Annotated in this window: 24 protein-coding genes and 1 pseudogene; 18 read left to right on the top strand and 7 right to left on the bottom strand. The window is 70.0% G+C overall.

The window, feature by feature from the left end:
• Positions 1 to 51 precede the first annotated feature (51 nt).
• The 3 genes from ACZ6Z4_RS07380 to ACZ6Z4_RS07390 are packed head-to-tail and all read left to right on the top strand — an operon-like array spanning position 52 to position 3645.
• Positions 52 to 1599 carry a sugar ABC transporter ATP-binding protein gene (locus tag ACZ6Z4_RS07380; protein WP_465559233.1) on the top strand — a complete coding sequence of 516 codons (1548 nt, stop codon included), beginning with the start codon at positions 52 to 54 and terminating at the stop codon, positions 1597 to 1599.
• The gene (locus ACZ6Z4_RS07385; protein ID WP_363673123.1) at positions 1596 to 2621 is read left to right on the top strand and encodes an ABC transporter permease; all 1026 of its coding nucleotides are present in this window, start codon (positions 1596 to 1598) and stop codon (positions 2619 to 2621) included. Before ACZ6Z4_RS07380 ends, ACZ6Z4_RS07385 begins: the two co-directional genes overlap by 4 nt.
• Positions 2622 to 2637: 16 nt before the next feature.
• Positions 2638 to 3645: a substrate-binding domain-containing protein gene (locus ACZ6Z4_RS07390; protein ID WP_465559237.1), complete on the top strand. Its 1008-nt coding sequence runs from the start codon at positions 2638 to 2640 to the stop codon at positions 3643 to 3645.
• Between the two features lie 30 nt (positions 3646 to 3675).
• Here the strand turns inward: ACZ6Z4_RS07390 and ACZ6Z4_RS07395 are convergent, their stop codons facing one another.
• Positions 3676 to 4671 (bottom strand): LacI family DNA-binding transcriptional regulator, encoded by a 996-nt coding sequence (locus tag ACZ6Z4_RS07395; protein ID WP_465559240.1) that lies wholly within the window; start codon positions 4669 to 4671, stop codon positions 3676 to 3678.
• A 119-nt stretch (positions 4672 to 4790) separates the two neighbouring features.
• Here ACZ6Z4_RS07395 and ACZ6Z4_RS07400 point away from each other — a divergent pair, with 119 nt between their 5' ends.
• From ACZ6Z4_RS07400 to ACZ6Z4_RS07410, 3 genes are read left to right on the top strand one after another with little or no spacing between them, the layout of a single operon-like run.
• On the top strand, positions 4791 to 6227 hold the full coding sequence (locus tag ACZ6Z4_RS07400) for an NAD-dependent malic enzyme (protein WP_363673117.1): 1437 nt from the start codon (positions 4791 to 4793) through the stop codon (positions 6225 to 6227).
• Positions 6227 to 6577 carry a VanZ family protein gene (locus ACZ6Z4_RS07405; protein ID WP_465559244.1) on the top strand — a complete coding sequence of 117 codons (351 nt, stop codon included), beginning with the start codon at positions 6227 to 6229 and terminating at the stop codon, positions 6575 to 6577. The genes ACZ6Z4_RS07400 and ACZ6Z4_RS07405 overlap by 1 nt, the downstream gene beginning before the upstream one ends.
• Positions 6578 to 6584: 7 nt before the next feature.
• A complete protein-coding gene (locus ACZ6Z4_RS07410) occupies positions 6585 to 7142 on the top strand; it encodes a YqgE/AlgH family protein (RefSeq protein WP_465559247.1) in 558 nt (185 codons plus the stop codon).
• Between the two features lie 9 nt (positions 7143 to 7151).
• Here the strand turns inward: ACZ6Z4_RS07410 and ACZ6Z4_RS07415 are convergent, their stop codons facing one another.
• On the bottom strand, positions 7152 to 7418 hold the full coding sequence (locus tag ACZ6Z4_RS07415) for a DUF3039 domain-containing protein (protein WP_465559250.1): 267 nt from the start codon (positions 7416 to 7418) through the stop codon (positions 7152 to 7154).
• Between the two features lie 129 nt (positions 7419 to 7547).
• On the opposite strand from ACZ6Z4_RS07415, the gene ACZ6Z4_RS07420 reads away from it, so the two are divergent.
• A complete protein-coding gene (locus ACZ6Z4_RS07420; protein WP_465559253.1) occupies positions 7548 to 8132 on the top strand; it encodes a Uma2 family endonuclease in 585 nt (194 codons plus the stop codon).
• A gap of 51 nt (positions 8133 to 8183) precedes the next feature.
• Entirely contained in the window at positions 8184 to 9986 is a 1803-nt protein-coding gene (locus ACZ6Z4_RS07425) for a DEAD/DEAH box helicase (protein WP_465559256.1), read from the top strand.
• Between the two features lie 363 nt (positions 9987 to 10349).
• Here ACZ6Z4_RS07425 and ACZ6Z4_RS07430 read toward each other — a convergent pair whose 3' ends face one another.
• Together ACZ6Z4_RS07430 and ACZ6Z4_RS07435 are read right to left on the bottom strand one after the other, a co-directional pair.
• Positions 10350 to 10880, bottom strand: a complete 531-nt coding sequence (locus tag ACZ6Z4_RS07430; RefSeq protein WP_465560607.1) for an MmyB family transcriptional regulator — start codon at positions 10878 to 10880, stop codon at positions 10350 to 10352.
• A 75-nt stretch (positions 10881 to 10955) separates the two neighbouring features.
• A pseudogene (locus ACZ6Z4_RS07435) lies at positions 10956 to 11360 on the bottom strand (helix-turn-helix domain-containing protein); the annotation flags it as partial.
• A gap of 1281 nt (positions 11361 to 12641) precedes the next feature.
• Between ACZ6Z4_RS07435 and ACZ6Z4_RS07440 the strand changes: the two are divergent.
• Positions 12642 to 13370 carry an SDR family NAD(P)-dependent oxidoreductase gene (locus ACZ6Z4_RS07440; protein WP_465559259.1) on the top strand — a complete coding sequence of 243 codons (729 nt, stop codon included), beginning with the start codon at positions 12642 to 12644 and terminating at the stop codon, positions 13368 to 13370.
• A gap of 105 nt (positions 13371 to 13475) precedes the next feature.
• Here the strand turns inward: ACZ6Z4_RS07440 and ACZ6Z4_RS07445 are convergent, their stop codons facing one another.
• The gene (locus tag ACZ6Z4_RS07445; RefSeq protein ID WP_465559262.1) at positions 13476 to 13664 is read right to left on the bottom strand and encodes a hypothetical protein; all 189 of its coding nucleotides are present in this window, start codon (positions 13662 to 13664) and stop codon (positions 13476 to 13478) included.
• Between the two features lie 93 nt (positions 13665 to 13757).
• Here ACZ6Z4_RS07445 and ACZ6Z4_RS07450 point away from each other — a divergent pair, with 93 nt between their 5' ends.
• On the top strand, positions 13758 to 14993 hold the full coding sequence (locus ACZ6Z4_RS07450) for an MFS transporter (protein WP_465559266.1): 1236 nt from the start codon (positions 13758 to 13760) through the stop codon (positions 14991 to 14993).
• Here ACZ6Z4_RS07450 and ACZ6Z4_RS07455 read toward each other — a convergent pair whose 3' ends face one another.
• Positions 14994 to 15743 carry a hypothetical protein gene (locus ACZ6Z4_RS07455; protein ID WP_465559269.1) on the bottom strand — a complete coding sequence of 250 codons (750 nt, stop codon included), beginning with the start codon at positions 15741 to 15743 and terminating at the stop codon, positions 14994 to 14996. It lies immediately after the preceding gene.
• 55 nt (positions 15744 to 15798) lie between these two features.
• Between ACZ6Z4_RS07455 and ACZ6Z4_RS07460 the strand changes: the two genes are divergently transcribed.
• Positions 15799 to 16443 carry an IclR family transcriptional regulator gene (locus ACZ6Z4_RS07460; RefSeq protein ID WP_133977902.1) on the top strand — a complete coding sequence of 215 codons (645 nt, stop codon included), beginning with the start codon at positions 15799 to 15801 and terminating at the stop codon, positions 16441 to 16443.
• A gap of 69 nt (positions 16444 to 16512) precedes the next feature.
• Here ACZ6Z4_RS07460 and ACZ6Z4_RS07465 read toward each other — a convergent pair whose 3' ends face one another.
• Positions 16513 to 16983, bottom strand: coding sequence for an Lrp/AsnC family transcriptional regulator (locus ACZ6Z4_RS07465; RefSeq protein ID WP_363673095.1), 471 nt, complete (start codon positions 16981 to 16983; stop codon positions 16513 to 16515).
• Positions 16984 to 17138: 155 nt separating this feature from the next.
• Here ACZ6Z4_RS07465 and hppD point away from each other — a divergent pair, with 155 nt between their 5' ends.
• The 7 genes from hppD to ACZ6Z4_RS07500 all read left to right on the top strand — a co-directional run bounded on the left by hppD (position 17139) and on the right by ACZ6Z4_RS07500 (position 23711).
• Positions 17139 to 18341 carry a 4-hydroxyphenylpyruvate dioxygenase gene (gene hppD / locus ACZ6Z4_RS07470; protein ID WP_465559274.1) on the top strand — a complete coding sequence of 401 codons (1203 nt, stop codon included), beginning with the start codon at positions 17139 to 17141 and terminating at the stop codon, positions 18339 to 18341.
• Positions 18342 to 18520: 179 nt separating this feature from the next.
• Positions 18521 to 18991, top strand: a complete 471-nt coding sequence (locus ACZ6Z4_RS07475; RefSeq protein ID WP_363673091.1) for a hypothetical protein — start codon at positions 18521 to 18523, stop codon at positions 18989 to 18991.
• A gap of 61 nt (positions 18992 to 19052) precedes the next feature.
• Positions 19053 to 20429: an FAD-binding oxidoreductase gene (locus ACZ6Z4_RS07480; RefSeq protein ID WP_465559278.1), complete on the top strand. Its 1377-nt coding sequence runs from the start codon at positions 19053 to 19055 to the stop codon at positions 20427 to 20429.
• 154 nt (positions 20430 to 20583) lie between these two features.
• The gene (locus ACZ6Z4_RS07485) at positions 20584 to 21195 is read left to right on the top strand and encodes a hypothetical protein (protein ID WP_465559281.1); all 612 of its coding nucleotides are present in this window, start codon (positions 20584 to 20586) and stop codon (positions 21193 to 21195) included.
• A gap of 5 nt (positions 21196 to 21200) precedes the next feature.
• Positions 21201 to 21899, top strand: a complete 699-nt coding sequence (cseB, locus tag ACZ6Z4_RS07490) for a two-component system response regulator CseB (RefSeq protein WP_363673085.1) — start codon at positions 21201 to 21203, stop codon at positions 21897 to 21899.
• Positions 21900 to 21936: 37 nt separating this feature from the next.
• Positions 21937 to 23205 carry a HAMP domain-containing sensor histidine kinase gene (locus ACZ6Z4_RS07495; RefSeq protein ID WP_363673083.1) on the top strand — a complete coding sequence of 423 codons (1269 nt, stop codon included), beginning with the start codon at positions 21937 to 21939 and terminating at the stop codon, positions 23203 to 23205.
• An 83-nt stretch (positions 23206 to 23288) separates the two neighbouring features.
• Positions 23289 to 23711 (top strand): hypothetical protein, encoded by a 423-nt coding sequence (locus tag ACZ6Z4_RS07500; RefSeq protein WP_465559286.1) that lies wholly within the window; start codon positions 23289 to 23291, stop codon positions 23709 to 23711.
• Positions 23712 to 23739 lie beyond the last annotated feature (28 nt).

A 23739-nucleotide genomic window follows, 5' to 3' on the forward strand; every position in this document is an offset into this window, starting at 1 on the left:
CACAGGCATAGCGTCCGGGAAATCGATTACTCACCCGATCGCGGAGGTGTCATGGCCGAGTCCGCCCTGGTCCGGATGTCGGGGATCGGCAAGCGGTACGGCGGGGTGCAGGCGTGCCACCAGGTCGAGTTCAGTCTGGGCTCCGGCGAGGTGCACGCGCTGCTCGGCGAGAACGGCGCCGGCAAGTCCACGCTGATGAAGATCCTGTCCGGTGACGTCACCGACTACGACGGGCAGATCGAGATCGCCGGTACGCCGGTCAGCTTCCACGGGCCGACCGACGCGCAGGCCGCGGGGATCGCGATGATCCACCAGGAGCTCGACCTGGTGCCCGCCCTCTCGGTCGCCGACAACATCTTCCTCGGCCGCGAGCTGCGCACGCCGTACCGGACCGTCGACCGCCGCAGGATGGACCGCGAGGCCCGCGCGCTGCTGGAACGCAGCGGTGTGAACCTCGATCCGCGCCGCCCGGTCGGCGAGCTGCGGGTCGGCGAGCAGCAGCTCGTCACGATCGCCAAGGCGATCTCGCTCGACGCCCGCGTGCTGATCATGGACGAGCCGACGTCCGCGCTGACCAACTCCGAGGTCGAGCGGCTGTTCGCGGTGATCCGCGAGCTGCGCCGCTCCGGCGTCGGGATCGTCTACATCAGCCACCGGATGGAGGAGATCGCCCAGGTCGCCGACCGCGCGACCGTGCTGCGCAACGGGCAGATCGTCACCAGCTTCGACCCGCGCGCGCTGAGCACGGCCGAGGTGGTCGAGGCGATGGTCGGGCGTCCGGTGCAGACCATGTTCAGCACACCCGACGTCTCCACCGGCGACGAGCTGCTGCGCGTCGAGGACCTGGTGCTGAAGCCCCGCCGCCCGCGACCGGGCCGCCGCGATCCCGAGGGCATCTCGCTCACGGTCCGCTCCGGCGAGATCGTCGGCCTCTGCGGCCTGCTCGGCGCCGGCCGCACCGAGCTGCTCGAGACCCTGTACGGCGTGGCGCCCGGCGGAACGCAGACCGGCCGGATCGTCCTGCAGGGCCAGGAGATCCGGCCCCGCAACCCACGGCACGCGCTGGCCCAGGGGATCGGCCTGGTCCCCGAGGACCGGCGCGCGTCCGGGCTGGTGCTGTTCCACTCGATCCTGGCCAACACGGTCGTGTCCAGCCTGCCGGCGTACGGACGGCTGGGCGTGATCGCGCGCCGGATGGAACGGGTCGCGTCGGTGAAGATGGCCGACCGGCTGCGGCTGAAGTTCGGCCGGCTGCAGGACGACGTCGGGACGCTGTCCGGCGGCAACCAGCAGAAGGTCGTGTTCGGCAAGATGCTGCTCACCGAGCCGAAGCTGCTGCTGCTCGACGAGCCGACCCGCGGCGTCGACATCGGCGCCAAGGCCGAGATCTACCGCCTGCTCGGCGAGCTCGCCGGGCAGGGACTGGGCGTCCTGCTGGCGTCGTCGGAGCTGCCCGAGCTGATCGGGGTCTGCGACCGCGTCGTCGTACTGCGGGACGGACGCGACGTCGCGTCGTTCAAGACATCTGATTCCGGCGAGAGCGATCTGCTCGCCGCTGCCATGGGAGAGAGCGCCGTGTTCGACGAGGTAGCACAGTGACCGCCGTGCAGGACAAGCCCGCGATGCCGGTCGAGCGGGCGTCCGGCGGCGTGGCCGCGACGCTGTTCCGGTTCCAGAGCGTGTTCGGGCTGCTGGCGGTGTTCGTGGCCGCGATCATCTTCTCGCCCCGGCGCGACGGCTCGATCCTGTTCCTGAGCGCCGACAACCTGGCCAACGTGGTCCGGGCGGTCTCCGAGATCGGCATCATCGCGGTCGGGATGACGTTCGTGATCCTGATCGGCGGCATCGACCTGTCGGTCGGCGCGGTGCTCGGGCTGGCCGCGGTCGGCTCGGCGGTGCTGATGGTCGAGAGCGACTGGGGTTTCCTGCCCTCGATCGTGGTGGTGCTCGCGATCGGCCTGGTCTTCGGCGCGCTGCAGGGGATGGCGACGGCGATGATCGGGATCCAGTCGTTCATCGTGACGTTGGCCGGCTTGCAGATAGCGCGCGGGCTGGCCCGGATCTGGTCTGACGGGCAGGGCGTCGCGATCGCGTACGGCGACGGGCCGAACGAGGCGCCGTCGACCTTCGCTCTGCTGGGTGAACGGACCTTCGGGGGCCTGGTGCCGATCCCGGTGCTGATCTTCGCCGTGGTCGCGGTCGCGGCCGTGGTGTTCCTGCGGATCAGCGCGTTCTCCCGCCACCTGTACGCCGTCGGCGGCAACGAGAAGGCCGCGCGGCTGTCCGGCGTACCGGTGATCCGGGTCAAGATCGCGGTCTTCGCGATCTGCGGGCTGCTCGCCTCGCTGGCCGGGGTCGTGCACGCCGTCCAGCTCAACCAGGGCAGCCCGAACGACGGCATCGGCTACGAGCTGGACGCGATCGCCGCGGTGGTGATCGGCGGCACCAGCCTGGCCGGCGGGCGCGGCTCGGTGGCCGGGACCGTGGCCGGGGCGCTGCTGCTCGGCGTACTGAACAACATCCTTGCCCTGAACAACATCGACTCCAACATCCAGCTGCTGATCAAGGGCCTGGTGATCGTTGCGGCGGCCGCGCTGCAACGGCTCCGGCCCGCCTCGTGAGGAAGGTCCACCCCTGATGAAGATCCACAAGTTGTCCCTGGCCGTCGCGGCCGTCGCTGCCCTGGTCCTGGCCGGGTGCGGGACCACCAGCGAGCGGACGTCGGACGAACCGCAGGCGCAGAGCTCCAAGGAGTGCAAGGGGGCCGACGGCAAGTACGTGATCGGGATGAGCCAGGCCAACGTGGCCGAGCCGTACCGGCAGCGGATGGACGACGACATCAAGGCCGCCGCGGCGCAGGTGCCGCAGTTCGAGGTGAAGTTCGCCGACGCCGCGCAGGACAACGCCAAGCAGGTCGCCGACGTCGAGAACTACATCACCCAGCAGATCGACCTGCTGATCATCAGCCCGAACGAGGCCAAGCCGCTGACCGCGGTGGTCAAGAAGGCCTTCGACAAGGGCATTCCGGTGCTGGTCCTGGACCGCAAGGTCGAGGGCGACGCCTACACCGGTTTCATCGGCGGCGACAACGTCCAGATCGGCACCGAGGCCGGCAAGTACGTCGCCGAGAAGGTGCTGCCGAACGGCGGCTCGGTGGTCGAGCTCAAGGGCCTGGCCGGCGCGACGCCGCAGGCCGAGCGTAACGAGGGCTTCGCCGCCGGGATCAAGGCCAACCCGAAGATCAAGATCATCGCCACCGCTTCCGGCGACTGGCTGCGGGAGAAGGGCCAGGCGCAGATGGACGCGCTGCTCAAGGCCAACCCGAAGATCGACGTGGTCTACGCGCACAACGACCCGATGGCCGAGGGCGCGTACCTGGCGGCCAAGGCGGTCGGTCGCGAGAAGGAGATGAAGTTCATCGGCATCGACGCGCTGCCGATCCCGTCCGGCGGCATCAAGGCCGTCGAGCAGGGCCGGCTGACCGCGACCTTCACCTACCCGACCAACGGCAAGGAAGCGGTCGCGGCGGCGAAGAAGATCCTGGTCGACTGCGGCACGATCGAGAAGTCGCAGACGTTGCCGACGCGGCTGATCGACAAGGCCAACGCGGCGTCGATCTACGCCGAGGAGAACCCGAACGGCTGAGTAGCTCGAGAGGCTCCCACCGCGGCGAGGTCAGCCGCGGTGGGAGCTTCCGCGTTCGATCAGCCGGGCGCCGAGCGTGGTCGTGGTCGGCGGCCGGCTGCCGTCGGTGATCCTTGCCAGCAGCAACCGGGCCGCGACCGTCCCGATCTCGTACGCCGGTTGCGCGACGACCGACAGCGGGGGATCGACCAGCGCGGCCCAGGGCGCGTCGTCGAAGGCGACCATCCCGACGTCGAGGCCCGGGCGGATCTTGTTCTCCTGCAGGGCCTGCAGCACGCCGACCGCCATCGCCGAGTTGGCGACCAGCAACGCGTCCGGCGGCTCCTCCTGGCCGAGCACGTCCTGCGCCGCCTTGTGGGCGCCGGCGGCCTTGTACTCGGTACGGCGTACGAGCTTGGTCGAGCTGCGCCGCTTGGCGGCCTTGAGCGCGTCGCGGTAGCCGGCGAGCCGGTCGTCCGCCGTACGGACCCCGGCCGGGCCGGTGATGCAACCGATTCGTTGATAGCCCTGGGCTATCAAATGCTCGGTCGCCTGCCGCGCCGCCAGGCGGGTGTCGACGAGCACCACATCGCTGTCCTGCTGCGGCAACGGCCGGTCGACGGCGACGAAGGCCGTCCCGCGGGCGGCCAGTTTCTCGACCGAGGACGTCGTACCGGTTGGCGACAAGATGACACCGGCAACCCTTTCCTGGATCGCGATGTCGATGTAGCGGTTCTCCTTGCTCGCGTCCTCGTCGGAGTTGCACAGCACCACCGAGTAGCCGACCTCGTGCGCGACGTCCTCGACGCCGCGGGCGATCGCGGTGAAGAACGGGTTCTCCACGTCGGAGATGATCAGGGCAACCACCGCGGCCTCCTGCCTGCGCAGGTTTCTGGCCGGCCCGTTGGGCTGGTAGCCGAGCTGGTCGGCGGCCTTGCGGACCCGCGTGACCAGGTCGGGATCGACCGTCGCCTTGCCGTTCAGGGCCCGCGACACGGTCGCCGTGGAGACGCCCGCGAGCGCCGCGACGTCGCTGATCGTGGCCATTCGTCCTCCCTCCGCTGGGCCGAGCCTAGCCGTCGAGTAAAGGATTACCCAGCGACGGCTCATGGACGCAACGTACGGAACCTCCGGGGCGTCACCACGGCCATGAGAAGATCGCGGGCGTGACTGCCTTGCCGAGCGTTTCCTACTCCATCACCGTCCGGCTCGAGGTGCCCGCGGGCGGCTCGACGGTGAGCAAACTGACGACCGCGGTCGAGCAGGCCGGCGGCCTGGTGACCGCGCTCGACGTGACCGCCTCCGGCCACGAGCGCCTCCGGATCGACGTGACGTGCGCCGCCGCCGACACCGCGCACGCGGGCCGCCTGGTCGAGGCGATGCGCGCCGTACCGGGCGTCGAGATCGGCCGCGTCTCCGACCGGACCTTCCTGATGCACCTCGGCGGGAAGATCTCGATGGAGGCCAAGCACCCGATCCGCAACCGTGACGACCTCTCGATGATCTACACCCCCGGGGTGGCGCGGGTCTGCCTCGCGATCGCGGAGAACCCCGAGGACGCGCGCCGGCTGACCATCAAGCGCAACAGCGTCGCCGTCGTCACCGACGGGTCGGCCGTCCTCGGCCTGGGCAACATCGGCCCGAAGGCCGCGCTGCCGGTGATGGAGGGCAAGGCCGCGCTGTTCAAGCGGTTCGCCGGGATCGACGCCTGGCCGCTGTGCCTGGACACCCAGGACCCCGACGAGATCGTCAGCATCGTCAAGGCGATCGCGCCGGGCTTCGCCGGGATCAACCTGGAGGACATCTCCGCGCCGCGCTGCTTCGAGATCGAGGCCAAGCTGCGCGAGGAGCTCGACATCCCGGTCTTCCACGACGACCAGCACGGGACGGCGATCGTCGTCGTGGCCGCGCTGTACAACGCGCTGCGCGTGGTCGGCAAGGACATCAGCGAGGTCAAGATCGTGCTGTCCGGCGCGGGTGCGGCCGGTACGGCGATCCTCAAGCTGCTGATCGCGGCCGGGGTCAAGGACACCTGCGTCGCCGACATCGGCGGCGTCATCCACACCGGGCGCGACGGGCTGTCGCCGGAGCTGCGCTGGATCGCGGAGAACACCAACGCCGCCCAGTTCAGCGGCGACCTGAAGGGCGCCGTGGCCGGGGCCGACGTGTTCATCGGGGTGTCCGCGCCGAACATCCTGAACGGCGACGACATCGCCACCATGAACGACGGCGCGATTGTGTTCGCGCTGGCCAACCCCGACCCCGAGGTCGACCCGGCCGCCGCCGGCGAGCACGCCGCGGTGGTCGCGACCGGCCGGTCCGACTTCCCGAACCAGATCAACAACGTGCTGGTCTTCCCGGGCGTCTTCCGCGGTCTGCTCGACGCGCAGTCGTCCTCGGTGTCGATCGAGATGGAGCTGGCCGCCGCGAAGGCGCTGGCCGGCGTCGTCACCGACGACGAGCTGAACGCCAGCTACATCATTCCGAGCGTGTTCCACCCCGAGGTGCACACGATGGTGGCGCACGCCGTACGGGACGCCGCCGGCGGCAAGGCCCCGGCCGCCGAGGTCTTCCCGGACGACGCGCCGTCGCTGTCGCTGTAGTGCGCAGTGTGTGGGCCTGGCGGGCCGGCTTCGTGCTGGCCTGCCTGGTCCAGCTGTACGGGCTCTACGCGCCCCGGCAGGCCGGGCCGGCGGGGATCCCGTACCTCGACAAGGTCGCCCACTTCGCGATCTTCGCCGTCGTCGCGTACCTCGGCCTGCGGGTCGGCGTACCGGCCCGGTGGTTGCTGGCGGCGCTGGTCGTCCAGGCGATCGGGAGCGAGTTCGTCCAGCACTACCTGCTGCCGCTGCGCAGCGGCGATCCGTTGGACTCGCTGGCCGACCTGCTCGGTACGGCGACCGGCGCCTGGCTCGGGTTTCGCGCAGTACAAAAGCGCCGCGGCACGACATGATGGGGTCATGACGGCCTCGACCCTGACCGGATCGTTGCTCGTGGCGACCCCGTTGCTCGACGAGCCGCCCTTTCGGCGTTCGGTGATCCTGCTGCTGGACCACGACGACGACGGCGCGCTCGGCGTGGTGGTCAACCGGGCCGCCGACCTCGAGGTCGACCAGGTGCTGCCGGACTGGTCCACCGCCGTGAACGAGCCGGGGGTGCTGTTCATGGGCGGCCCGGTGGGCACCGACAGCGCGCTCGCGGTCGCCGAGGTGATCGAGTCCGCGGACCCGCCGGGCTGGCGCGAGTGCTTCGGCCGGATCGGGCTGATCGACCTCGACGTCCCGCCGGCGCTGATCGAGGGCGCGATCCAGCGGATGCGGATCTTCGCCGGCTACGCGGGCTGGTCCGGCGGGCAGCTCGAGGGCGAGATCACCGAGGGCGCCTGGTACGTCGTACCGTCGGAGCCCGACGACGTCTTCAGCCTGCAGCCCGAGGGCCTGTGGCGGCGCGTGCTGCGCCGCCAGAAGGACCAGATGGCCTACCTGGCGACGTACCCGGACGATCCCACCCAGAACTGACTGGGGCGCCTACTCGTCACCCTCGTCGTCGTCACCGGGGTTGAGCGAGTCCCAGATCTCCTTGCACTCCGGGCAGACCGGGAACTTCTGCGGGTCCCGGCTCGGCACCCAGACCTTGCCGCAGAGCGCGACCACCGGCGTACCCATCACCATCGCCTCGGTGAGCTTGTCCTTCGGCACGTAGTGCGAGAACCGCTCGTGGTCACCGTTGTCCAGCGACGGCTGCGTGCGCTCGTCGACAACCGTCTCCGCGCCCGGGCTCAACTGAGTACTCATGGCACCGAGTGTAGGCCGACCGCGCCAGCGGGCGCCCGCACGTTGTGGACACGAATTGGTCTGTGGACAACCGCCGGGCGCGGGGCAGATCACGGCATGTTCTTGGTGTGACCACAACAAGGAGGCACGATGACACTCGTGGAACCCATCGAGACCCGGCCCGAACCCGAATTCAGCATGCCCTGGGCCCCGTTCCGCCCGATCACCAGAGCCGATCTGTACCGGGTGCCGAATGACGGCCACCGGTACGAGCTCATCGACGGAGTCCTGGTCATGACGCCGGCACCGTCCCTGCGGCATCAGTTGGCGGTCGGTCGTCTGTTCAGCCGCCTGATGCTGAGCTGTCCTGACGACCTGTACGTTCTGTCGGCCCCGTTCGACGTCGTCCTGTCCGATGACACCCTCGTGCAGCCCGACATCCTCGTCGCGGCCAGGGACGACTTCACCGAACGGGACCTGCCGAAGGCGCCGCTGCTCGCGGTGGAGGTCCTCTCACCGAGCACCCGCCGGATCGACCTCATGCTGAAGTTCTCCCGGTACGAAGCCGCCGGCTGCCCGTCCTACTGGGTGGTCGACCCCGACACGCCGACCCTGATCGTCTGGGAGATGCAGGACGGGGCATATGCGCAGGTCGCGAAGGTCTCCGGGGACGAGATCGCGCGGCTGACCAGCCCGTACGACGTCGAGGTGGTGCCCGCCGATCTGATTGTCTGAGCGTTGTCGGGTAACGTTCCTGCACGGCCGACAGTCGAGTATCGGGGGAGTATGCCGTCCGTGGATTCGCACGTGCCAGCACCACCAGCCGTGCTTCCTCCGGCCTACCCGGACCGGGCAGCCTGGGGTACCGCCAGCAAGCTGCGCGCCTGGCAGGCGGAGGCGCTGCAGCTCTACATGGACCAGCAGCCGCGGGACTTCCTCGCGGTCGCGACGCCGGGCGCCGGCAAGACGACGTTCGCGCTGACCGTCGCCGCCGAGCTGCTGCACCGGCGGGTGATCGACCGGGTCACCGTGGTGACCCCGACCGAGCACCTGAAGGTCCAGTGGGCCGAGGCGGCCGACCGGGCCGGGATCGCGATCGACCCGACCTTCGCCGGCGGCAAGGGCCGGACCAACAAGGACTTCCAGGGCGTCGCGGTGACCTACGCCGGGGTCGCGGTGAACCCGCTGGCCTTCCGCGTCCGCACCGAGCGCTTCCGCACGCTGGTGATCCTCGACGAGGTGCACCACGGCGGTGACGCGCTGAGCTGGGGCGACGGCGTCAAGGAGGCCTTCGAGCCCGCGACCCGGCGCCTCGCCCTGACCGGTACGCCGTTCCGCAGCGACGACAACCCGATCCCGTTCGTCACCTACGAGTACGGCCACGACGGCGCGGCCCGCAGCAAGGCCGACTACACCTACGGCTACGGTCACGCCCTGCGCGACCACGTCGTCCGCCCGGTCATCTTCATGTCGTACTCCGGCGAGATGCGCTGGCGCACCAAGGCCGGCGACGAGGTCGCGGCCCGCCTCGGCGAGCCGCTGACGAAGGACCTCACCGCCCAGGCGCTGCGGACCGCGCTGGACCCGACCGGCGAGTGGATGCCCGCCGTACTGGCCGCGGCCGACAAGCGGCTGACCGAGGTCCGCCGCCACATGCCGGACGCCGGCGGCCTGGTCATCTCCGGCGACCAGAACACCGCCCGCGCGTACGCCAAGGTCCTCCGCGAGTTGACCGGCGAGGCCCCGACCGTCGTCCTGTCCGACGAAAAAGCAGCCAGCAAGAAGATCGCGAAGTTCTCCGGCGACGAGTCCCGCTGGATGGTCGCGGTCCGCATGGTCAGCGAAGGCGTAGACGTCCCACGCCTCGCGGTAGGCGTCTACGCGACCCCCACCTCGACCCCACTCTTCTTCGCCCAAGCAGTAGGCCGCTTCGTCCGAGCCCGCAAACGCGGCGAGACAGCATCGGTCTTCGTCCCGTCAGTCACCCGCCTCCTAGGCTTCGCCGCCGAAATGGAGGTCGAACGCGACCATGTCCTAGGCCGCAAGAACTCGAACGAGGACGGCGACATCTTCGCCCTCGAGGACGACCTCATCAAGCAGGCCAACCAGGCCGAAGGCGCCAGCGACGACCTCGACGCCAAGTTCGAGGCCTTAGGCTCCGACGCCAGCTTCGACCGCGTCGTCTTCGACGGCGGCGACTACGGCACCGGCGGCGACCTGGCCTCCGACGAGGAAATGGACTTCCTGGGCCTCCCCGGCCTCCTGGAACCCGACCAGGTCCGCGAGCTCCTCAAGAAGCGCCAGGCGAAATCCATCGCCCAGCAAAAACGCTCCCAACGAGGCACCAGCACCACCACCGAAGACCCCACCCCCGTCGAGCTGGCCACCCACGAACAGGTAGCCCTCCTCCGCCGAGAACTCAACGGCCTCGTCGCCGCCTGGCACCACCGCACCGGCCAACCCCACGGCGTCATCCACAACGACCTCCGCCGCAAACTAGGCGGCCCAGCAGCGGCCCACGCGTCGTCGACCCAACTCAAAGACCGCATAGAACTAATCCGAGACTGGGCCACCCAACGCCGAGCCTGACCGGCGAGGACCCAGCCAGTCAGCCAAATGCAACCTCAGCCACAGTGGCCCACCACCGAAGCCAAAGGTGTGTAGGGCAGTGGCCGACCCCAAGGTGACGGCTGCTGACTTCTTGCCCGAACAGCGCGCCTGTAGCTAGTAGGCCGTCGGAAGTAGGCAAGAAGTACACAGGTGGCACCTACCCGCACCCGACCGCAAACCCGCAGCCGGCGCCGCGAGGCCCGAACCACCCGCACCCGCCCTACGTGCGTCAGCCCCAGCCGGTCACCCGACAGGCAACCTCAGCCCCAGCCGCTCAGCCGACAAGCAACCTCAGCCCCCGCCGGTCACCCGACAAACAACCCCAGCCCCCGCCGCCCGCCCCTACCCCCGCGCACTCAACGACTGAATCCCCACCACATCAAGCAACCGCAACGCCTGCTCCGACGCCGACCCCGGCTCAGCGGCGTACAGAACAATCCGCTGATCCCGCTCCGGAACAACAAGCACCTCAGCCACCACATCAATCCGCCCAACCACCGGATGATGAAGCGTCTGACACAACGACTGCTGAGTGCCCACCTCATGCAACGCCCAGATCCGCGCGAACTCCTCACTCCCGCTCAGCAGATCAGCGACGAGCGCGCGGATCGACGGATCATCCGGATACTTGCCGGTCGCCGCCCGCAGATCAGCAGCAGCTTCCCGCGCGAACTCAGCAGTCGCCTGCTCGCCGAACAGTTCAGCCTGCCGAGCCCGATCAAGAAACCGAAGCCGCAGCAAATTGCGCTTAGCCTCCGGCAGCGCAGAGAAATCAGTGATCAGCGCAGCAGCAAGCGGATTCCAAGCCAGTACGTCGTACTTAGCGTCGAGCACCATCCCAGGCACATCAAGCCGCGCCAGCATCCGCAGCACCCCGCCCCGCACCTCCCGGGGCGGCCCAGGCGGCGGCCCCGGCTCCTCCCCAGCAAGCCGAAAAAGATGATCCCGCTCAGCAGTAGACAGCCGAAGCGCCCGAGCCAGCCCAGTCAGCACCGGCCGCGAAGGATGCGGCCCACGAGCCTGCTCGAGCCGCGTGTAGTAATCCGTCGACATCGTCGCCAGCGCCGCAACCTCCTCCCGCCGCAACCCCGGCGTCCGCCGCCGAACCCCAGCCGGCAACCCAGCATCCTCAGGCCGAAGCCCTTCCCGCCGAATCCGAAGAAACTCCGCCAACTGCTGCCTGTCCACGTTCCCAGAATCCCAGGTAGCCCCGAACCAAACCAGGGACGCCCAATCCCTCCCACCGCGCGGAGCATCCCGGGGCGCTCTCCTACGACGACCGGAACCCCGAACCAGCCGAGCCCACCGGTCGATCTGCGCGGGTCGGACCGGCCCGGACGGAGCCCGGCGCACTGGGCGAAGTCAGGCGCGCCCCCGGGCCCGGCGCCATGCCCTGCGCTCACGCCCGCAGTCCGCGCTCACTCCTGCGCCCGCCGCCCCGCGCTCCTAACACCCGCACCCCGCACCCCGCGCTCACGCCCGGCGCCTCGCGCTCACACTCGGCACCCCGCGACCAGCGCTCACGCCCTGCGCTCGTACCCCGCGCTCACGCCTGCGCCCGCCGCCCCGCGCTCTGCGCGCCGCGCACCCGCGCTTAATCCCCGCGCCCGGCGCCTCGCGCTCGCACTCGGCGGCCGCGCTCACGCCTGCGCCGCCCCGCGCTCTGCGCGCCGCACACCCCCGCACCCGCGCTAACGCCCGAGCCTCGTGCTTGGAGGCGCGCTCTCACGTCCTGCGCTTGCGCTCCGCGCCCGCGTCCCGTGCTCGCCCCGGAGCTTGCCTCCGCGCCCCGCGCCCACACTCGACGCCGTGCGCCCGCGGCTGCTCACGTTCTGCGCTCGCGGTCCCGCGTTCAGCCCCGCGCTCGGCGCCTTGCACTCACACTCGGCGTCCCGCGGCCGGCTCGCGCCCTGCGCTCGTGTTCCACGCTCACGCCTGCGCCCGCCGCTCGCGCTCTACACGCCGCGCACCCCACGCCCGCGCTTGCACCCCGCGCCTGGCGCTAACACTCGGCGTTCTGCGCATGCGGCCAGCGCTCACGCCCCTGCCTCGCCTCCGTGCCCGCGCGCCGCACGCGAGTGTGTCGCCGGGGCTCTCCCCGTACGGCATCCAGAGCGCTGGGCCCGCGCAACCGGATCATCGACGAAGCGGGTGGGTCGGGCGGAGTCGAGCCCGCTCGGCGGATCCGGGTGGGCTGGGTGGAGGCGGGGCGGGTCCTGGCCGGGGCGGGTGGGCCTGCGACCTCGGGCAGCCTGGAATAGACCCCGCGCTCGCGCCCCATGCAGTGCGCGAACCCGACGCCCGCGCTCACACTCGTGCCCGCACTCAGGTCCTGCGCCCGCGGCGCGTGTGCACGTCCTGCGCTCACGCCTCGCGCACCGTGCGCAAGTGTTCTCGGGGCTCTCCCCGTACGGCGCCCAGAGCGCTGGGCCTGCGCAGCCGGACCGGACCATCGACGGAACGGGCGGGTCGGACGGAGACGAGTCTGCCGGGCCGGGTGGGCGGGGTGGAGGCAACCGGGCCCCCGGGCCGGCGCGGGTGGGCCTGCGACCTCGAGCAGCCTGGGGAGGACCCCGCGTCCCTGGGAGCAGCTCGCTCTGCTGCCGCCCGGAGATGCCGCCGAATCTAGACACCATGACTCAGCAGAACGTTGTACTGGTGACCGGCGCGACCAAGGGAATCGGGCGGGAGATCGCTCGGCAGTTCGGGGCGCTTGGGTGGAGTGTGGTGGTTGGTGGGCGGGACCTCGGGCGTGCCGACGCGGTGGTGAAGGAGCTTGTGGGGGACGGGGTCGATGCGGCGGCGGTGCGGATCGAGGTGACCGATCCGGCTTCGGCGCAGGCGGCGGCGGAGTGGATCGGGGAGAAGTACGGGCGGCTCGACGTGTTGGTGAACAACGCGGCGGTGATTGCCGAGGGGGACGATGCGGTGAGTGCGATCTCGGCGGAGACGTTGCGGGACGGGTTCGAGACGAACGTGGTGGGGCTGGTTGCGACTACGCAGGCGATGTTGCCGTTGTTGCGGCGGGCGGAGGCGGCGCGGATCGTGAACATGTCGACCGAGTTGTCGTCGCTGGCGCGGGTCGGGGATCCGGAGTCGCGGATGTCGACCGTGCTGACTGCGGGGTACAACTCGTCGAAGATCGCGGTGAACATGCTGACCGTGATGCTCGCCAACGAGCTGCGCGGCGAGGGGATCCTGGTGAACGCCGCCGACCCCGGCAACTGCGCGACCGACATGGGCGGCTGGGACGCGGCCCGTACGCCGGCTCAGGGTGCGGCGGTCGCCGTACGGCTCGCGACGCTACCGGCGGGTGGGCCGACCGGTGAGCTGCACGACGAGTCCGGCCGGCTGCCCTGGTGAGCACGAGCTCGACCGACGCTCGTACGACGGACGGCCGGTGAGGCAGCAGCCGTACGACGTGCCCGGGGCTCGTCCGACGGTCGCCCAGTGAGGCAGCCCCGGCGCTCAGTCGAAGTCGAAGACCGAGTTCTTGTCGTAGAAGTGCAGCACGTACCGGCAGTTCTGGCAGATCAGGAGCGTCATCCGGTGTGAGGTGAACCCCCACCGGGAGTCGCTGCGGGCCTCCTCCTGCTGAAACTGTGGGCACTGGCACAGCGGGCACGTGAGCGTGGGGGCCTGCGGCTGGTTCGTCATACGGGACTAGACGCAGCAACCCGCCGCACGGTGCCCGCAACCGACTGGCGGTCCTGTCGTAAGGGTCGTCAACGGATGACATAGGTTACCTATGTGCCTCGTCTGCTGACCGATGTCCGACCGTTGAAGGAGTCGCCGGACTTCCGGCGGTTGTGGCTCGGCTCGACGGTCTCGCAGCTCGGGCAGCAGATGACCGCGGTGACGGTGTCGATCCAGGTCTACGCGCTGACCGGGTCGACGTTCGCGGTCGGGCTGGTCGGGCTCTTCGCGCTCGTCCCGCTGATCGTCTTCGGCCTGTACGGCGGCGCGATGGCCGACGCGATCGACCGGCGCACGCTGGCGCTGGTCAGCTCGGCCGGGCTCTGGCTGCTGTCGATGGTGCTGGTCGTGCAGTCGGTGCTGGAGTGGGAGCAGGTCGGCGTCCTGTACGCCGTGGTCGCGGTGCAGTCGGCGTGCTTCGCGGTGAACAACCCGGCGCGGTCGGCGATCATCCCGCGGCTGGTCCGGCCCGAGCTGCTCCCGGCGGCGAACACGCTCAGCCAGGCGGCGTTCAACCTCGGCTTCACCGCCGGGCCGCTGCTCGGCGCGACGGTGATCGCGTGGCACGGGTTCGCGGCGGCGTACCTGGTCGACGTGATCACGTTCACCGCGGCGCTGTACGCGCTGTTCCGGCTGCCGCCGGTGCCGCCGACCGGCGAGGTCCGGAGGGCCGGGATCCGGTCGGTGCTCGAAGGTTTCACGTTCCTGCGCGCCGCCCCGGCGCTGCTGGCGACGTTCGTGGCCGACATCCTGGCGATGACGTTCGCGCAGCCGCGGGCGCTGTTCCCGGCGGTCGCCGGGTCGTTCTTCGCGGGCGGCGTGAAGACGGTCGGGCTGCTGCAGACGGCGCCGGCGATCGGCGCGCTGCTCGGGGTGCTGTTCTCGGGCTGGGTGAGCCGGGTCCGGCGGCAGGGGATCGCGATCGTGGTCGCGATCACGGCGTACGCCGTCGCCGTCGGGCTGTTCGGGTTCGCGCGGACGATCTGGCTCGGGGTGGCGCTGCTGGCGATGTCGGGGATGGCCGACATGGTCAGTTCGGCGTACCGGAACACGGTGCTGCAGTCGGCGGCGCCGGACGCGATGCGCGGGCGGCTGCAGGGGGTGTTCATCGTGGTGGTCGCGGGCGGCCCGCGGCTCGGGGACTTCGTCGCCGGTACGACGGCCGACCTGACGACGCCGACGATCGCGCTGGCCGGCGGCGCCTGCGCCTGCATCGTCGGGCTGCTGATCCTGCTCGCCTACAACCGCCCGTTCCGCGAGTACGACGCCGACGTCCGCGCGCTGCGCTGATCAGCCGCCGGTGACGAGCTTCTTCAGGACCGTCGGCCAGGAGTCCATGTCCGGGTTGATCCGCTGCAGCTCCTGACCGCCGACGGTGACCAGCTTGCGGTCGCCGAGCGGTTCCTTCAGCTTGATCGCGGTCAGCGAGATCGAGCTGTCCGGCGGGCACGGCTGGGCCGCGTCGACGACGGCGGTGATCGCGTCCTCGCCCTGCTCGACCTTCAGGTCCAGCGCGCAGTCCTGGACGACCCCGATCAGCAGGTCGCCCTCGTCGTAGTCCGGCTTGTTCTGGATCCACTTCAGGTACTTCGGCTTCTTGTCGCCCATCAGCTGGTACGCCGCGACCGCCTGCGGTTTCGGCTCGGTGACCGCGCCGGCGCCGTCGCCGATGAACGTGCCGTAGATCATGTTCACGCAGGGGTCGTCGCTCCTGCGCTTCTGGTTGCCGGCCGGCGGGATGTCGACCGCGCCCCAGGCGGTGGCCGCCTGGAAGCAGCCGTTCGCCTCACGGTTGAGCGAGATGTTGAACCCGACCAGCCCGAGCGCGAGCACGACCAGCAGCCCGGCCAGCATCCGGCGGGACTGGATCCGCTTCGGGGTCAGCCGGCGCCCGGCCGGTTCGGCGTCCTCGGGGTGCTGCTTGAACAGCCCGAGCACGGTGGTCGTCCACTGCGGGTTGATCAGCGTCGGGACGGCGTACAGCAGGATCAGCACGACCGCGACGGCGATGGCCGGGAGCAGAGACCAGTAATTTCGCACGGCAGCAAGATACGGCGCCATCGGTCCGCGCCCGAAAAACGGATACCCTTCGGTTGTGCCGGCAGAGACGTCCCAGACGCTCGATCGGGGACTCACGGTCCTCGAGCTGCTGGCGGACGCCCCGGACGGGCTGTCGATCACCGAGCTGGCGGCGTCGCTCGGGGTCAGCCGGACGGTCGTCTACCGGCTGGTCAACACGCTGGAGCTGCACCGGCTGGTACGCCGGGACAGCGAGGGCCGCGCCCGGCTCGGTCTCGCGGTGCTGCACTACAGCCGCCGGGTCCAGCCGACGCTGCGCGATGCCGCTCTGCCCGTACTGCGCTCGCTCGCCGAGGACACCGGCGCGACCGCGCACCTGACCGTCGCCGACGGCGAGGAGGCGCTCGCGATCGCGGTGATCGAGCCGAGCTGGACCGACTTCCACGTGTCGTACCGGATGGGTTCCCGGCACGCCCTCGACCAGGGCGCGGCGGGGAAGGCGATCCTGGCGGGCCGGCGGAAGCCGGATCCGGCGGGGCGGCCGTTCGTGATCACCGCGGGTGAGCTGCAGGCGGGGGCTCAGGGGGTGTCGTCGCCGGTGCTGGGGGTGCCTGGGGTGGAGGCGAGCATCGGCGTGGTGGTGCTGGGGAAGCTGGATCGCGATTTCGTGGGTCCGCGGGTCGCGCGGGCTGCTGTGGAAGTCGCCAAGCGTCTCGCCTGAACCACCTGATGGTCTGGCGGGCGGAGCGGGCCGACTACTTGTAGTAGGTGCCGGCGACTTCGAGTCCGGCTACTTCGAGGTGGCTGCTCTCAGGAGCGGCAGGACTCGGTGGGGTATCTGCTCGGCCAGCGCGATCACCGTCGACGCCCGCTGGATGCCGTGCACGATGACGACCTGGTCGATCACCCGCTGGAGATCCGCGTTCGACCGGGCGACGATGCGGCACCACAGATCCTCGGCGCCGGTGATGGTGTGCACCTCCAGCACCTCCGGGATCGCGGCCAGGGCTGCGGCGACCGTGGTGTGGCCGGAGCCCTGCTCGATCTGGAGGGTGGCGAACGCGGTCACCGGGTAGCCGATCGCCGCGGTGTCGATGTCGGGGCCCCAGCCGCGGACGACGCCGTCGCGCTGCAGGCGGTCGAGGCGGGCCTGGATCGTGCCGCGCGCGACGCCGAGCCGGCGCGAGGCCTCGAGCACGCCGACCCGCGGCTCGGCGGCGAACAGGTCCAGGATCCGGGCGTCCAGTGCGTCGACCGACATGGCTGCCTCCAAGCAGTGGTCAGGGTGACCAAATAGTCCAACAACAGCCCGAGAATACTGCACAAGCTGATCAGTCAAAACGAGTTCTGTTGCGCAACCTGTCGCCCACCAGCCAGGCTCCCAGCCAAGCTAGCCACCGACCGGGAGGACCCGCGATGACCAGCACCGACCTGACCCCCGCCGAACTCGACGCCGATCTGGACCTCGATCAGCTCAAGCAGCTCGTCGGCCTGGTCCCGTACGACGAGAGCAGCGACCCGTTCCCGGTGACCGCGATGGACGCCGTCGTCTTCGTGGTCGGCAACGCCACCCAGACCGCGAAGTACTACCAGCTCGCCTTCGGGATGGACCTGGTCGCGTACACCGGCCCCGAGCACGGCACCAAGGACCACAAGGCCTTCGTGCTGAAGGCCGGGTCGGGCCGCTTCGTGATCACCGGCGGCGTCACGCCGGACAGCCCGCTGAACGACCACCACCGCAAGCACGGCGACGGCGTCTCCGACATCGCGCTCGAGGTGCCGGACGTGGACAAGTGCATCGAGCACGCCCGCGAGCAGGGTGCGACGGTGCTGGAGGAGCCGAACGACGTCACCGACGAGCACGGCACCATCCGCCGCGCCGCGATCGCGGCGTACGGCGACACCCGGCACACGCTGATCGACCGCAGCCGCTACGACGGCCCGTACCTGCCCGGTTTCGTCGCGGCGCAGACCCAGGTGCAGCGGCCGGAGGGGCACCCGAAGCGGCTGTTCCAGGCCATCGACCACGTCGTCGGCAACGTCGAGCTCGGTCTGATGGACGAGTGGGTGACGTTCTACAACAAGGTGATGGGCTTCGTGAACATGGCGGAGTTCGTCGGCGACGACATCGCCACCGACTACTCCGCGCTGATGTCCAAGGTGGTGGCCAACGGCAACCACCGGGTCAAGTTCCCGCTGAACGAGCCCGCGATCGCGAAGAAGAAGTCGCAGATCGACGAGTTCCTGGAGTTCTACGACGGTGCCGGCGCCCAGCACATCGCGCTGGCCACCAACGACATCCTGCGCACCGTCGACATCATGCGGGCCAACGGCGTCGAGTTCCTGGCCACGCCGGACTCGTACTACGAGGACCCGGAGCTGCGGGAGCGGATCGGCCACGTCAGGGTGCCGATCGAGGAGCTGCAGTCGCGCAAGATCCTGGTCGACCGTGACGAGGACGGCTACCTGCTGCAGATCTTCATGAAGCCGCTCGGCGACCGGCCGACGGTGTTCTACGAGCTGATCGAGCGGCACGGCTCGCTGGGCTTCGGCAAGGGCAACTTCAAGGCGCTGTTCGAGGCGATCGAGCGCGAGCAGGAACGCCGCGGCAACCTCTGACCGCCGCCGTGGCGACCCCTGACCGTGGCCGGCGGCGACACGCCGACGGCCACGGTGGGTACCGCCCCTGACACCGACGGTTCAACGTCCGATTACCGGATTGACTGTCAGGTCAGGGGCGGTTCGCGTACGCTGCCCAGTGGACGGGCGTCGGGGCGCACGTCCAGGAAGGGTTTCCGATGAAGACACTGGGCATTCTGCTCAGCACCGCGGGCCTGGCCGGAGCGGGCGCAATCGCTCTGGCCTCACCAGCTCAGGCCGTCGAACTGGCCAACTGTCCGGGTGCACGACCGATCTCGTCCGCGCAGATCTTCCGCGACGGCAAGCCGCCGGGCTGGGGCGACATCAAGCTGATGCGGGACAACTGCTCGCAGTACTGGGCCGAGGTCTCGATGGACGCCAAGCTGCCGAAGTACGCGATGACCACCGCGATCCTGGTGCAGACCGGCGGGACCAACAACGGCCGCACGCTGACCTGCGACAGCGGCGGCGGTACCGGCGCCGTCGTGGCCGGCCAGCGCACCTGCCGCACTCCGAAGGTGAAGTCCGGGGACACCAGCACGACGTTCACGGCGATCGCCCGCGAGTACCGGAACTTCGGCAGCGGCTGGGACAAGATCTCGGAGAACCGGACCGCGCGTACGCGCTGACCCGACACAACCGCAAGGCCACGACCTGCCACGGCACCAACCGGACACTAGGCTCGGTGTCATGAGTGAGGTCGTCGAGCGGTTGCGTCAGGTTCTGCCTCCCGAGGCTCTGGTCACCGATCCGGACCGGATGGAGAGTTACCGGTACGACCGGGCGATGTTCTGCCCGGCCGGGATGCCGGCGGCGGTCGTCCTGGCCCGGGAGACAGCGCACGTTCAGGCCGCGGTGCGCGCCGCGGCCGAGTTCGGCGTGCCCGTGGTCCCGCAGGGCGCCCGGTCCGGGCTGTCCGGTGCCGCGAACGCGCTGGACGGGTCGGTGGTGATCTCGCTGGAGAAGATGGACAAGGTCCTCCAGATCGAGCCCGTGGACCGGTACGTCGTGACGCAGCCCGGCGTCTACAACGCCGTACTGTCCCGTGCCGTCGCCGAGCAGGGGCTGTTCTACCCGCCGGACCCGTCCAGCTGGGAGTTCTGCTCGATCGGCGGAAACTTGTCGACCAACTCCGGCGGCCTGTGCTGCGTGAAGTACGGCGTGACCACGGACTACGTGCTCGCGCTCGAGGTCGTGCTCGCGAACGGCGAGATCCTGCGGACCGGCCGCAAGACCGTCAAGGGTGTGGCCGGGTACGACCTGACCAAGCTGATCGTGGGCAGCGAGGGGACGCTCGGCATCATCACCGAGGCGACCCTGGCGCTGCGCCCGCAGACGGCCAAGCCGCGGACGATGGCGGCGCTGTTCGGCTCCGGCCGCGCGGCCGGTGAGGCGATCCTGGAGATCATCCGGTCCGGGGTCTCGCTGAGCCTGCTGGAGATCATGGACCGGACCACGATCCGCGCGGTGAACGCCTACAAGCGGATGGACCTGCCCGAGGACGCCGCCGCGATGCTGATCGCGCAGTCCGACGCCGGCGGGGCCGCGGGTGCGGCCGACATCGCGACGGTGGCGAAGTTGTGCCGCGAGAACGGCGCGCTGGAGTGCATCGAGGCCGACGACGAGGCCGAGGGCGACCTGCTGCTGGAGGCCCGCCGGGCCGCGCTGCTGGCGCTCGACGAGCTCGGGACGACGATGATCGACGACGTCTGCGTGCCGCGGTCGCGGCTGGCCGACTTCATCGAGGCGACCGAGCAGTGCGCCAAGGACCTGGACATCACCGTCGGCGTACTCGGTCATGCCGGCGACGGCAACATGCACCCGACCGTCGTCTTCGATGCCCAGGATCCCGAGCAGGCCCGGCGCGCGCAGGCGGCGTTCGACAAGATCATGGAGATCGGCCTGGAGCTCGGCGGAACGATCACCGGGGAGCACGGCGTCGGAGTGCTGAAGCGGGACTGGCTGGCCCAGGAGATCGGCCCGGTGGCACTCGACGTGCACCGCGCGATCAAGGCCGCGCTGGACCCGCAGAACTTGCTGAATCCGGGCAAGGTGGTGCTGAGCTGAGAGTTGTTTCACCTTTTGTGACTCAACCGCAACGGAACTGCCGAGGCCGCTGGACGATTGTGGCCACCGGTTGTGACGTCGGGGCCGCACTATGGAAGTTAGCTGTCGGAATCACGGGGGAAATCAGTCGGTGAGGCTAATCAGGAGGCGACCCATGCGAACTAGGCAGATGCTGCCGGGTGCGCTGGCAGTGGTCGCCCTGGTGCTGAGCGCCGGCTGCGCGAACGGTACCGGCCTGCGTGTCGAGGGCGCCGAGCCCGCGCCCAGTACGTCGTCGCCCGCGCCGTCGGCCAAGACCACGAACGGGTACGGCCCGCAGTCACCGGACGCGCGCAAGACGCCGCCGGTGACGGTCAGCCTCGGCCAGGTCCGGCTGAAGCTGCTGGCCGACAAGAAGCTGGAACCCTACTTCCGCACCCTCCTGGTCCGCTGCACCGTGGTGGAGCGCTGCATGAGCCGCGGCCCCACGGTGAACGTCACCAAGGCGGAGTACCCGCAGCTCGTCGTCTACATCCACCTGGACCAGGACTTCCGGTACGGCGCCGTCCTGATGGCCGCCGAACCGACCGGTCCGCGCCGGATTTGGGGTCTGCGGGCCGATCAGGTCAAGATCAGTGCCAGCCGGAGCGGCGACCTCGTCGTGGAGTCCGGAGTCTTCGCGACCACCGACCGAGTTTGCTGCCCGTCTGTAACCCGGCTGCAGGTCTACCGTTGGAATGGTCGGCAGATGTTGTTGGAGAGCTCGCAGGACCAAAAGGGAGACTGAACTCAGTGGTACCGGAAGAACCGGCAGCGCGCATCCTGATGGTCGAGGACGACGCGGTGATCCGTGAGGCGACCCAGTTGACCCTCGAGCGGCACGGCTACGACGTCACCACGGCCGAGGACGGCCTGGAGGCGATCGAGAGCTTCGAGAAGATCCATCCGGACGCCGTGATGCTGGACATCATGCTGCCCGGCCTGGACGGCATCTCCGTGTGCCGCCGGATCCGCGAGACCAGCCTGGTCCCGATCGTGATGGTGTCCGCGCGCGGCGACGCGCTGGACGTCGTACTGGGGCTGGAGGCGGGCGCGGACGACTACGTGACCAAGCCGTTCGACACCCAGGTCCTGGTGGCCCGGCTGCGTGCGGTGATGCGGCGCGCGGTCGTCGACCCGGAGCGGCCCAGCCCGTCGACCGGAGCCGGCGTCGAGTCCTTCGGCGACCTGGAGCTGGACCGCGAGGCCCTGGAGGTACGCCGGGGCGGCAGCACCGTCCAGCTGACGCCGACCGAGCTCAAGCTGCTGATCGAGTTCGCGAACAACCCGGGCGTGGTGCTCAGCCGCAGCACGCTGCTGCAGCGGGTCTGGGACTACGAGTGGGGTGGCGACGGCCGTCTGGTCGACGTCCACCTGCAGCGGCTGCGCACGAAGATCGGCGCCGACCGCATCGAGACCGTCAGAGGATTCGGTTACAAGCTCCGGGCGTGACATCCTCCGCACCTGACCTCGAGGACGGAGGAATCCCGTGGGGTTGCGGAGCAAGCTCGGCCTGATCTTCCTGCTGGTCTCCTCGCTGGCGATCCTGGTGCTCTGCGTGGCGGTCTACACGCAGGCCGAGTCGTCGCGGCTGGACCGCACGCGCGGGCTGGCCGACGAGCGGATCAAGGCGGCCGCGGACACCTACAACCTCAACGAGGTCGAGGTGCTCGGGTCGCAGCTGGACGATCCGGCGGTCCCGGCGCAGCTGCTGGAGGCGGTCCGCGAGGGCAAGCGGGCCACCTTCAAGACCGGATCGCCGAATCCGAAGATGTGGGCCGCGGTCGGCGTCAAGGGCGGCAAGGTGCTGTCGATCGTCCAGGACTACGACAACGAGGACGCCTCGATGCGCGCGCTCCGGCGCGCCCTCATCATCGGTGGGATGGGCACCGTGGCGATGGTCGCGCTGGTCAGCGTGGTCGCGGCCGGCAGCCTGTCGAAACGGATCGTCGCCGTGGCCGGTACGGCGCGGCGGATCGCCGGTGGTGAGCTGGACGCGTCGGCGGTCGAGACGATCAGCAAACGCGACGGCAAGGTCAGCAGCCGGAACAAGGACGAGGTGCGCGCGCTCGCGACGGCGATCGACTCGATGGCCAGCTCGCTGCGCGGACAGCTGGAGGCCGAGCGCCGGTTCACCGCCGACGTCGCGCACGACCTCCGTACGCCGGTCACCGGGCTGCTGACGGCGGCCGAGCTGCTCCCGCCGAGCCGGCCGAGCGAGCTGGTCCGGGACCGGGCCAAGGTGCTGCGCGGGCTGGTCGAGGACCTGCTGGAGATCGCGCGGTTCGACTCCGGGGTCGAGCAGGCCGATCTGGAGCACATCGGCCTCGGCGCGTTCGTCGCGTCCGCGGTCGGTCGGCTGCGGATGCAACAGGCGATCGCGCCGGACAGTGTCGTCGTACGGCTGGACGGGCCGGAGGCGACGGTCTCGACCGACTCGCGCCGGGTCGAGCGGATCCTGGCCAACCTGATCGTGAACGGTCTGCGGCACGGCCGGCCGCCGATCGAGGTGACCGTGCACGGCCGGACCGTCGAGGTGGTCGACCACGGCACCGGGTACCCCGAGGAACTGATTGCCGAGGGCCCCCGTCGGTTCCGGTCCGGGATGGCCGAGCGCGGTGCCGGGCACGGCCTCGGGCTGACCATCGCCGCCGGGCACGCCAAGGTGCTCGGTGCGGAGCTGACCTTCGGGGCGGCGCCGACCGGCGGCGCGCTGGCCCGGCTGGTGCTGCCGCCGACACCTGAGACGGATTCTTAACACAACTTCTGCCGCGGGGCCGGCGTCTCCTGTGGTGTCGGGTTCACCGGAACCCGTTCCATACGAGGGGAAACCAGAAGATCATGCGCGTTCGTTCTCAGCTCGTCCGTCGTTCCGTCGCCGTGCTGGCCGGCCTCACCGTTGCCGGTGGAGCTGTTGCCCTGAGCACCGTTCAGGCCCAGGCCGCGGAGACCGGCGCCGGCGCCCACGTCTCGTCGACGGTCGCCGCCGCGCCGACGATCAGCATCAAGTCCGACAAGACCACCGCGAAGGCGTGGGCCAAGGTCTCCTTCACCGGCAAGACCACCGGCATCGCCGCCAACACCGCGGTCCAGGTCCAGCGGCTGGAGAACGGCAAGTGGGTCAACTTCCCGGCCACCACCAAGGTGACCTCGAAGGCCACCTACTCGGTGTGGGTGCAGAGCGGCCGCGTCGGCGTGAACAAGTTCCGCGTGGTCACCGCGAAGGCCGCCAGCGCCGCGGTGAGCGTCAACGTCACCAAGTGATTCACGAACAGCGGCACCACCTCTCGGG

This window comes from Kribbella sp. NPDC104740, assembly GCF_055583505.1.

Coding starts and splice junctions, on each gene's coding strand:
- ACZ6Z4_RS07475 (WP_363673091.1), top strand. CDS start 18,521: ATGAAGACACTGGGCATTCTGCTCAGCACCGCGGGCCTGGCCGGAGCG.
- ACZ6Z4_RS07440 (WP_465559259.1), top strand. CDS start 12,642: ATGACTCAGCAGAACGTTGTACTGGTGACCGGCGCGACCAAGGGAATC.
- ACZ6Z4_RS07415 (WP_465559250.1), bottom strand. CDS start 7,418: ATGAGTACTCAGTTGAGCCCGGGCGCGGAGACGGTTGTCGACGAGCGC.
- ACZ6Z4_RS07480 (WP_465559278.1), top strand. CDS start 19,053: ATGAGTGAGGTCGTCGAGCGGTTGCGTCAGGTTCTGCCTCCCGAGGCT.
- ACZ6Z4_RS07465 (WP_363673095.1), bottom strand. CDS start 16,983: ATGTCGGTCGACGCACTGGACGCCCGGATCCTGGACCTGTTCGCCGCC.
- ACZ6Z4_RS07485 (WP_465559281.1), top strand. CDS start 20,584: ATGCGAACTAGGCAGATGCTGCCGGGTGCGCTGGCAGTGGTCGCCCTG.
- hppD (WP_465559274.1), top strand. CDS start 17,139: ATGACCAGCACCGACCTGACCCCCGCCGAACTCGACGCCGATCTGGAC.
- ACZ6Z4_RS07425 (WP_465559256.1), top strand. CDS start 8,184: ATGCCGTCCGTGGATTCGCACGTGCCAGCACCACCAGCCGTGCTTCCT.
- ACZ6Z4_RS07445 (WP_465559262.1), bottom strand. CDS start 13,664: ATGACGAACCAGCCGCAGGCCCCCACGCTCACGTGCCCGCTGTGCCAG.
- ACZ6Z4_RS07390 (WP_465559237.1), top strand. CDS start 2,638: ATGAAGATCCACAAGTTGTCCCTGGCCGTCGCGGCCGTCGCTGCCCTG.
- ACZ6Z4_RS07380 (WP_465559233.1), top strand. CDS start 52: ATGGCCGAGTCCGCCCTGGTCCGGATGTCGGGGATCGGCAAGCGGTAC.
- ACZ6Z4_RS07500 (WP_465559286.1), top strand. CDS start 23,289: ATGCGCGTTCGTTCTCAGCTCGTCCGTCGTTCCGTCGCCGTGCTGGCC.
- ACZ6Z4_RS07410 (WP_465559247.1), top strand. CDS start 6,585: ATGACGGCCTCGACCCTGACCGGATCGTTGCTCGTGGCGACCCCGTTG.
- ACZ6Z4_RS07395 (WP_465559240.1), bottom strand. CDS start 4,671: ATGGCCACGATCAGCGACGTCGCGGCGCTCGCGGGCGTCTCCACGGCG.
- ACZ6Z4_RS07420 (WP_465559253.1), top strand. CDS start 7,548: ATGACACTCGTGGAACCCATCGAGACCCGGCCCGAACCCGAATTCAGC.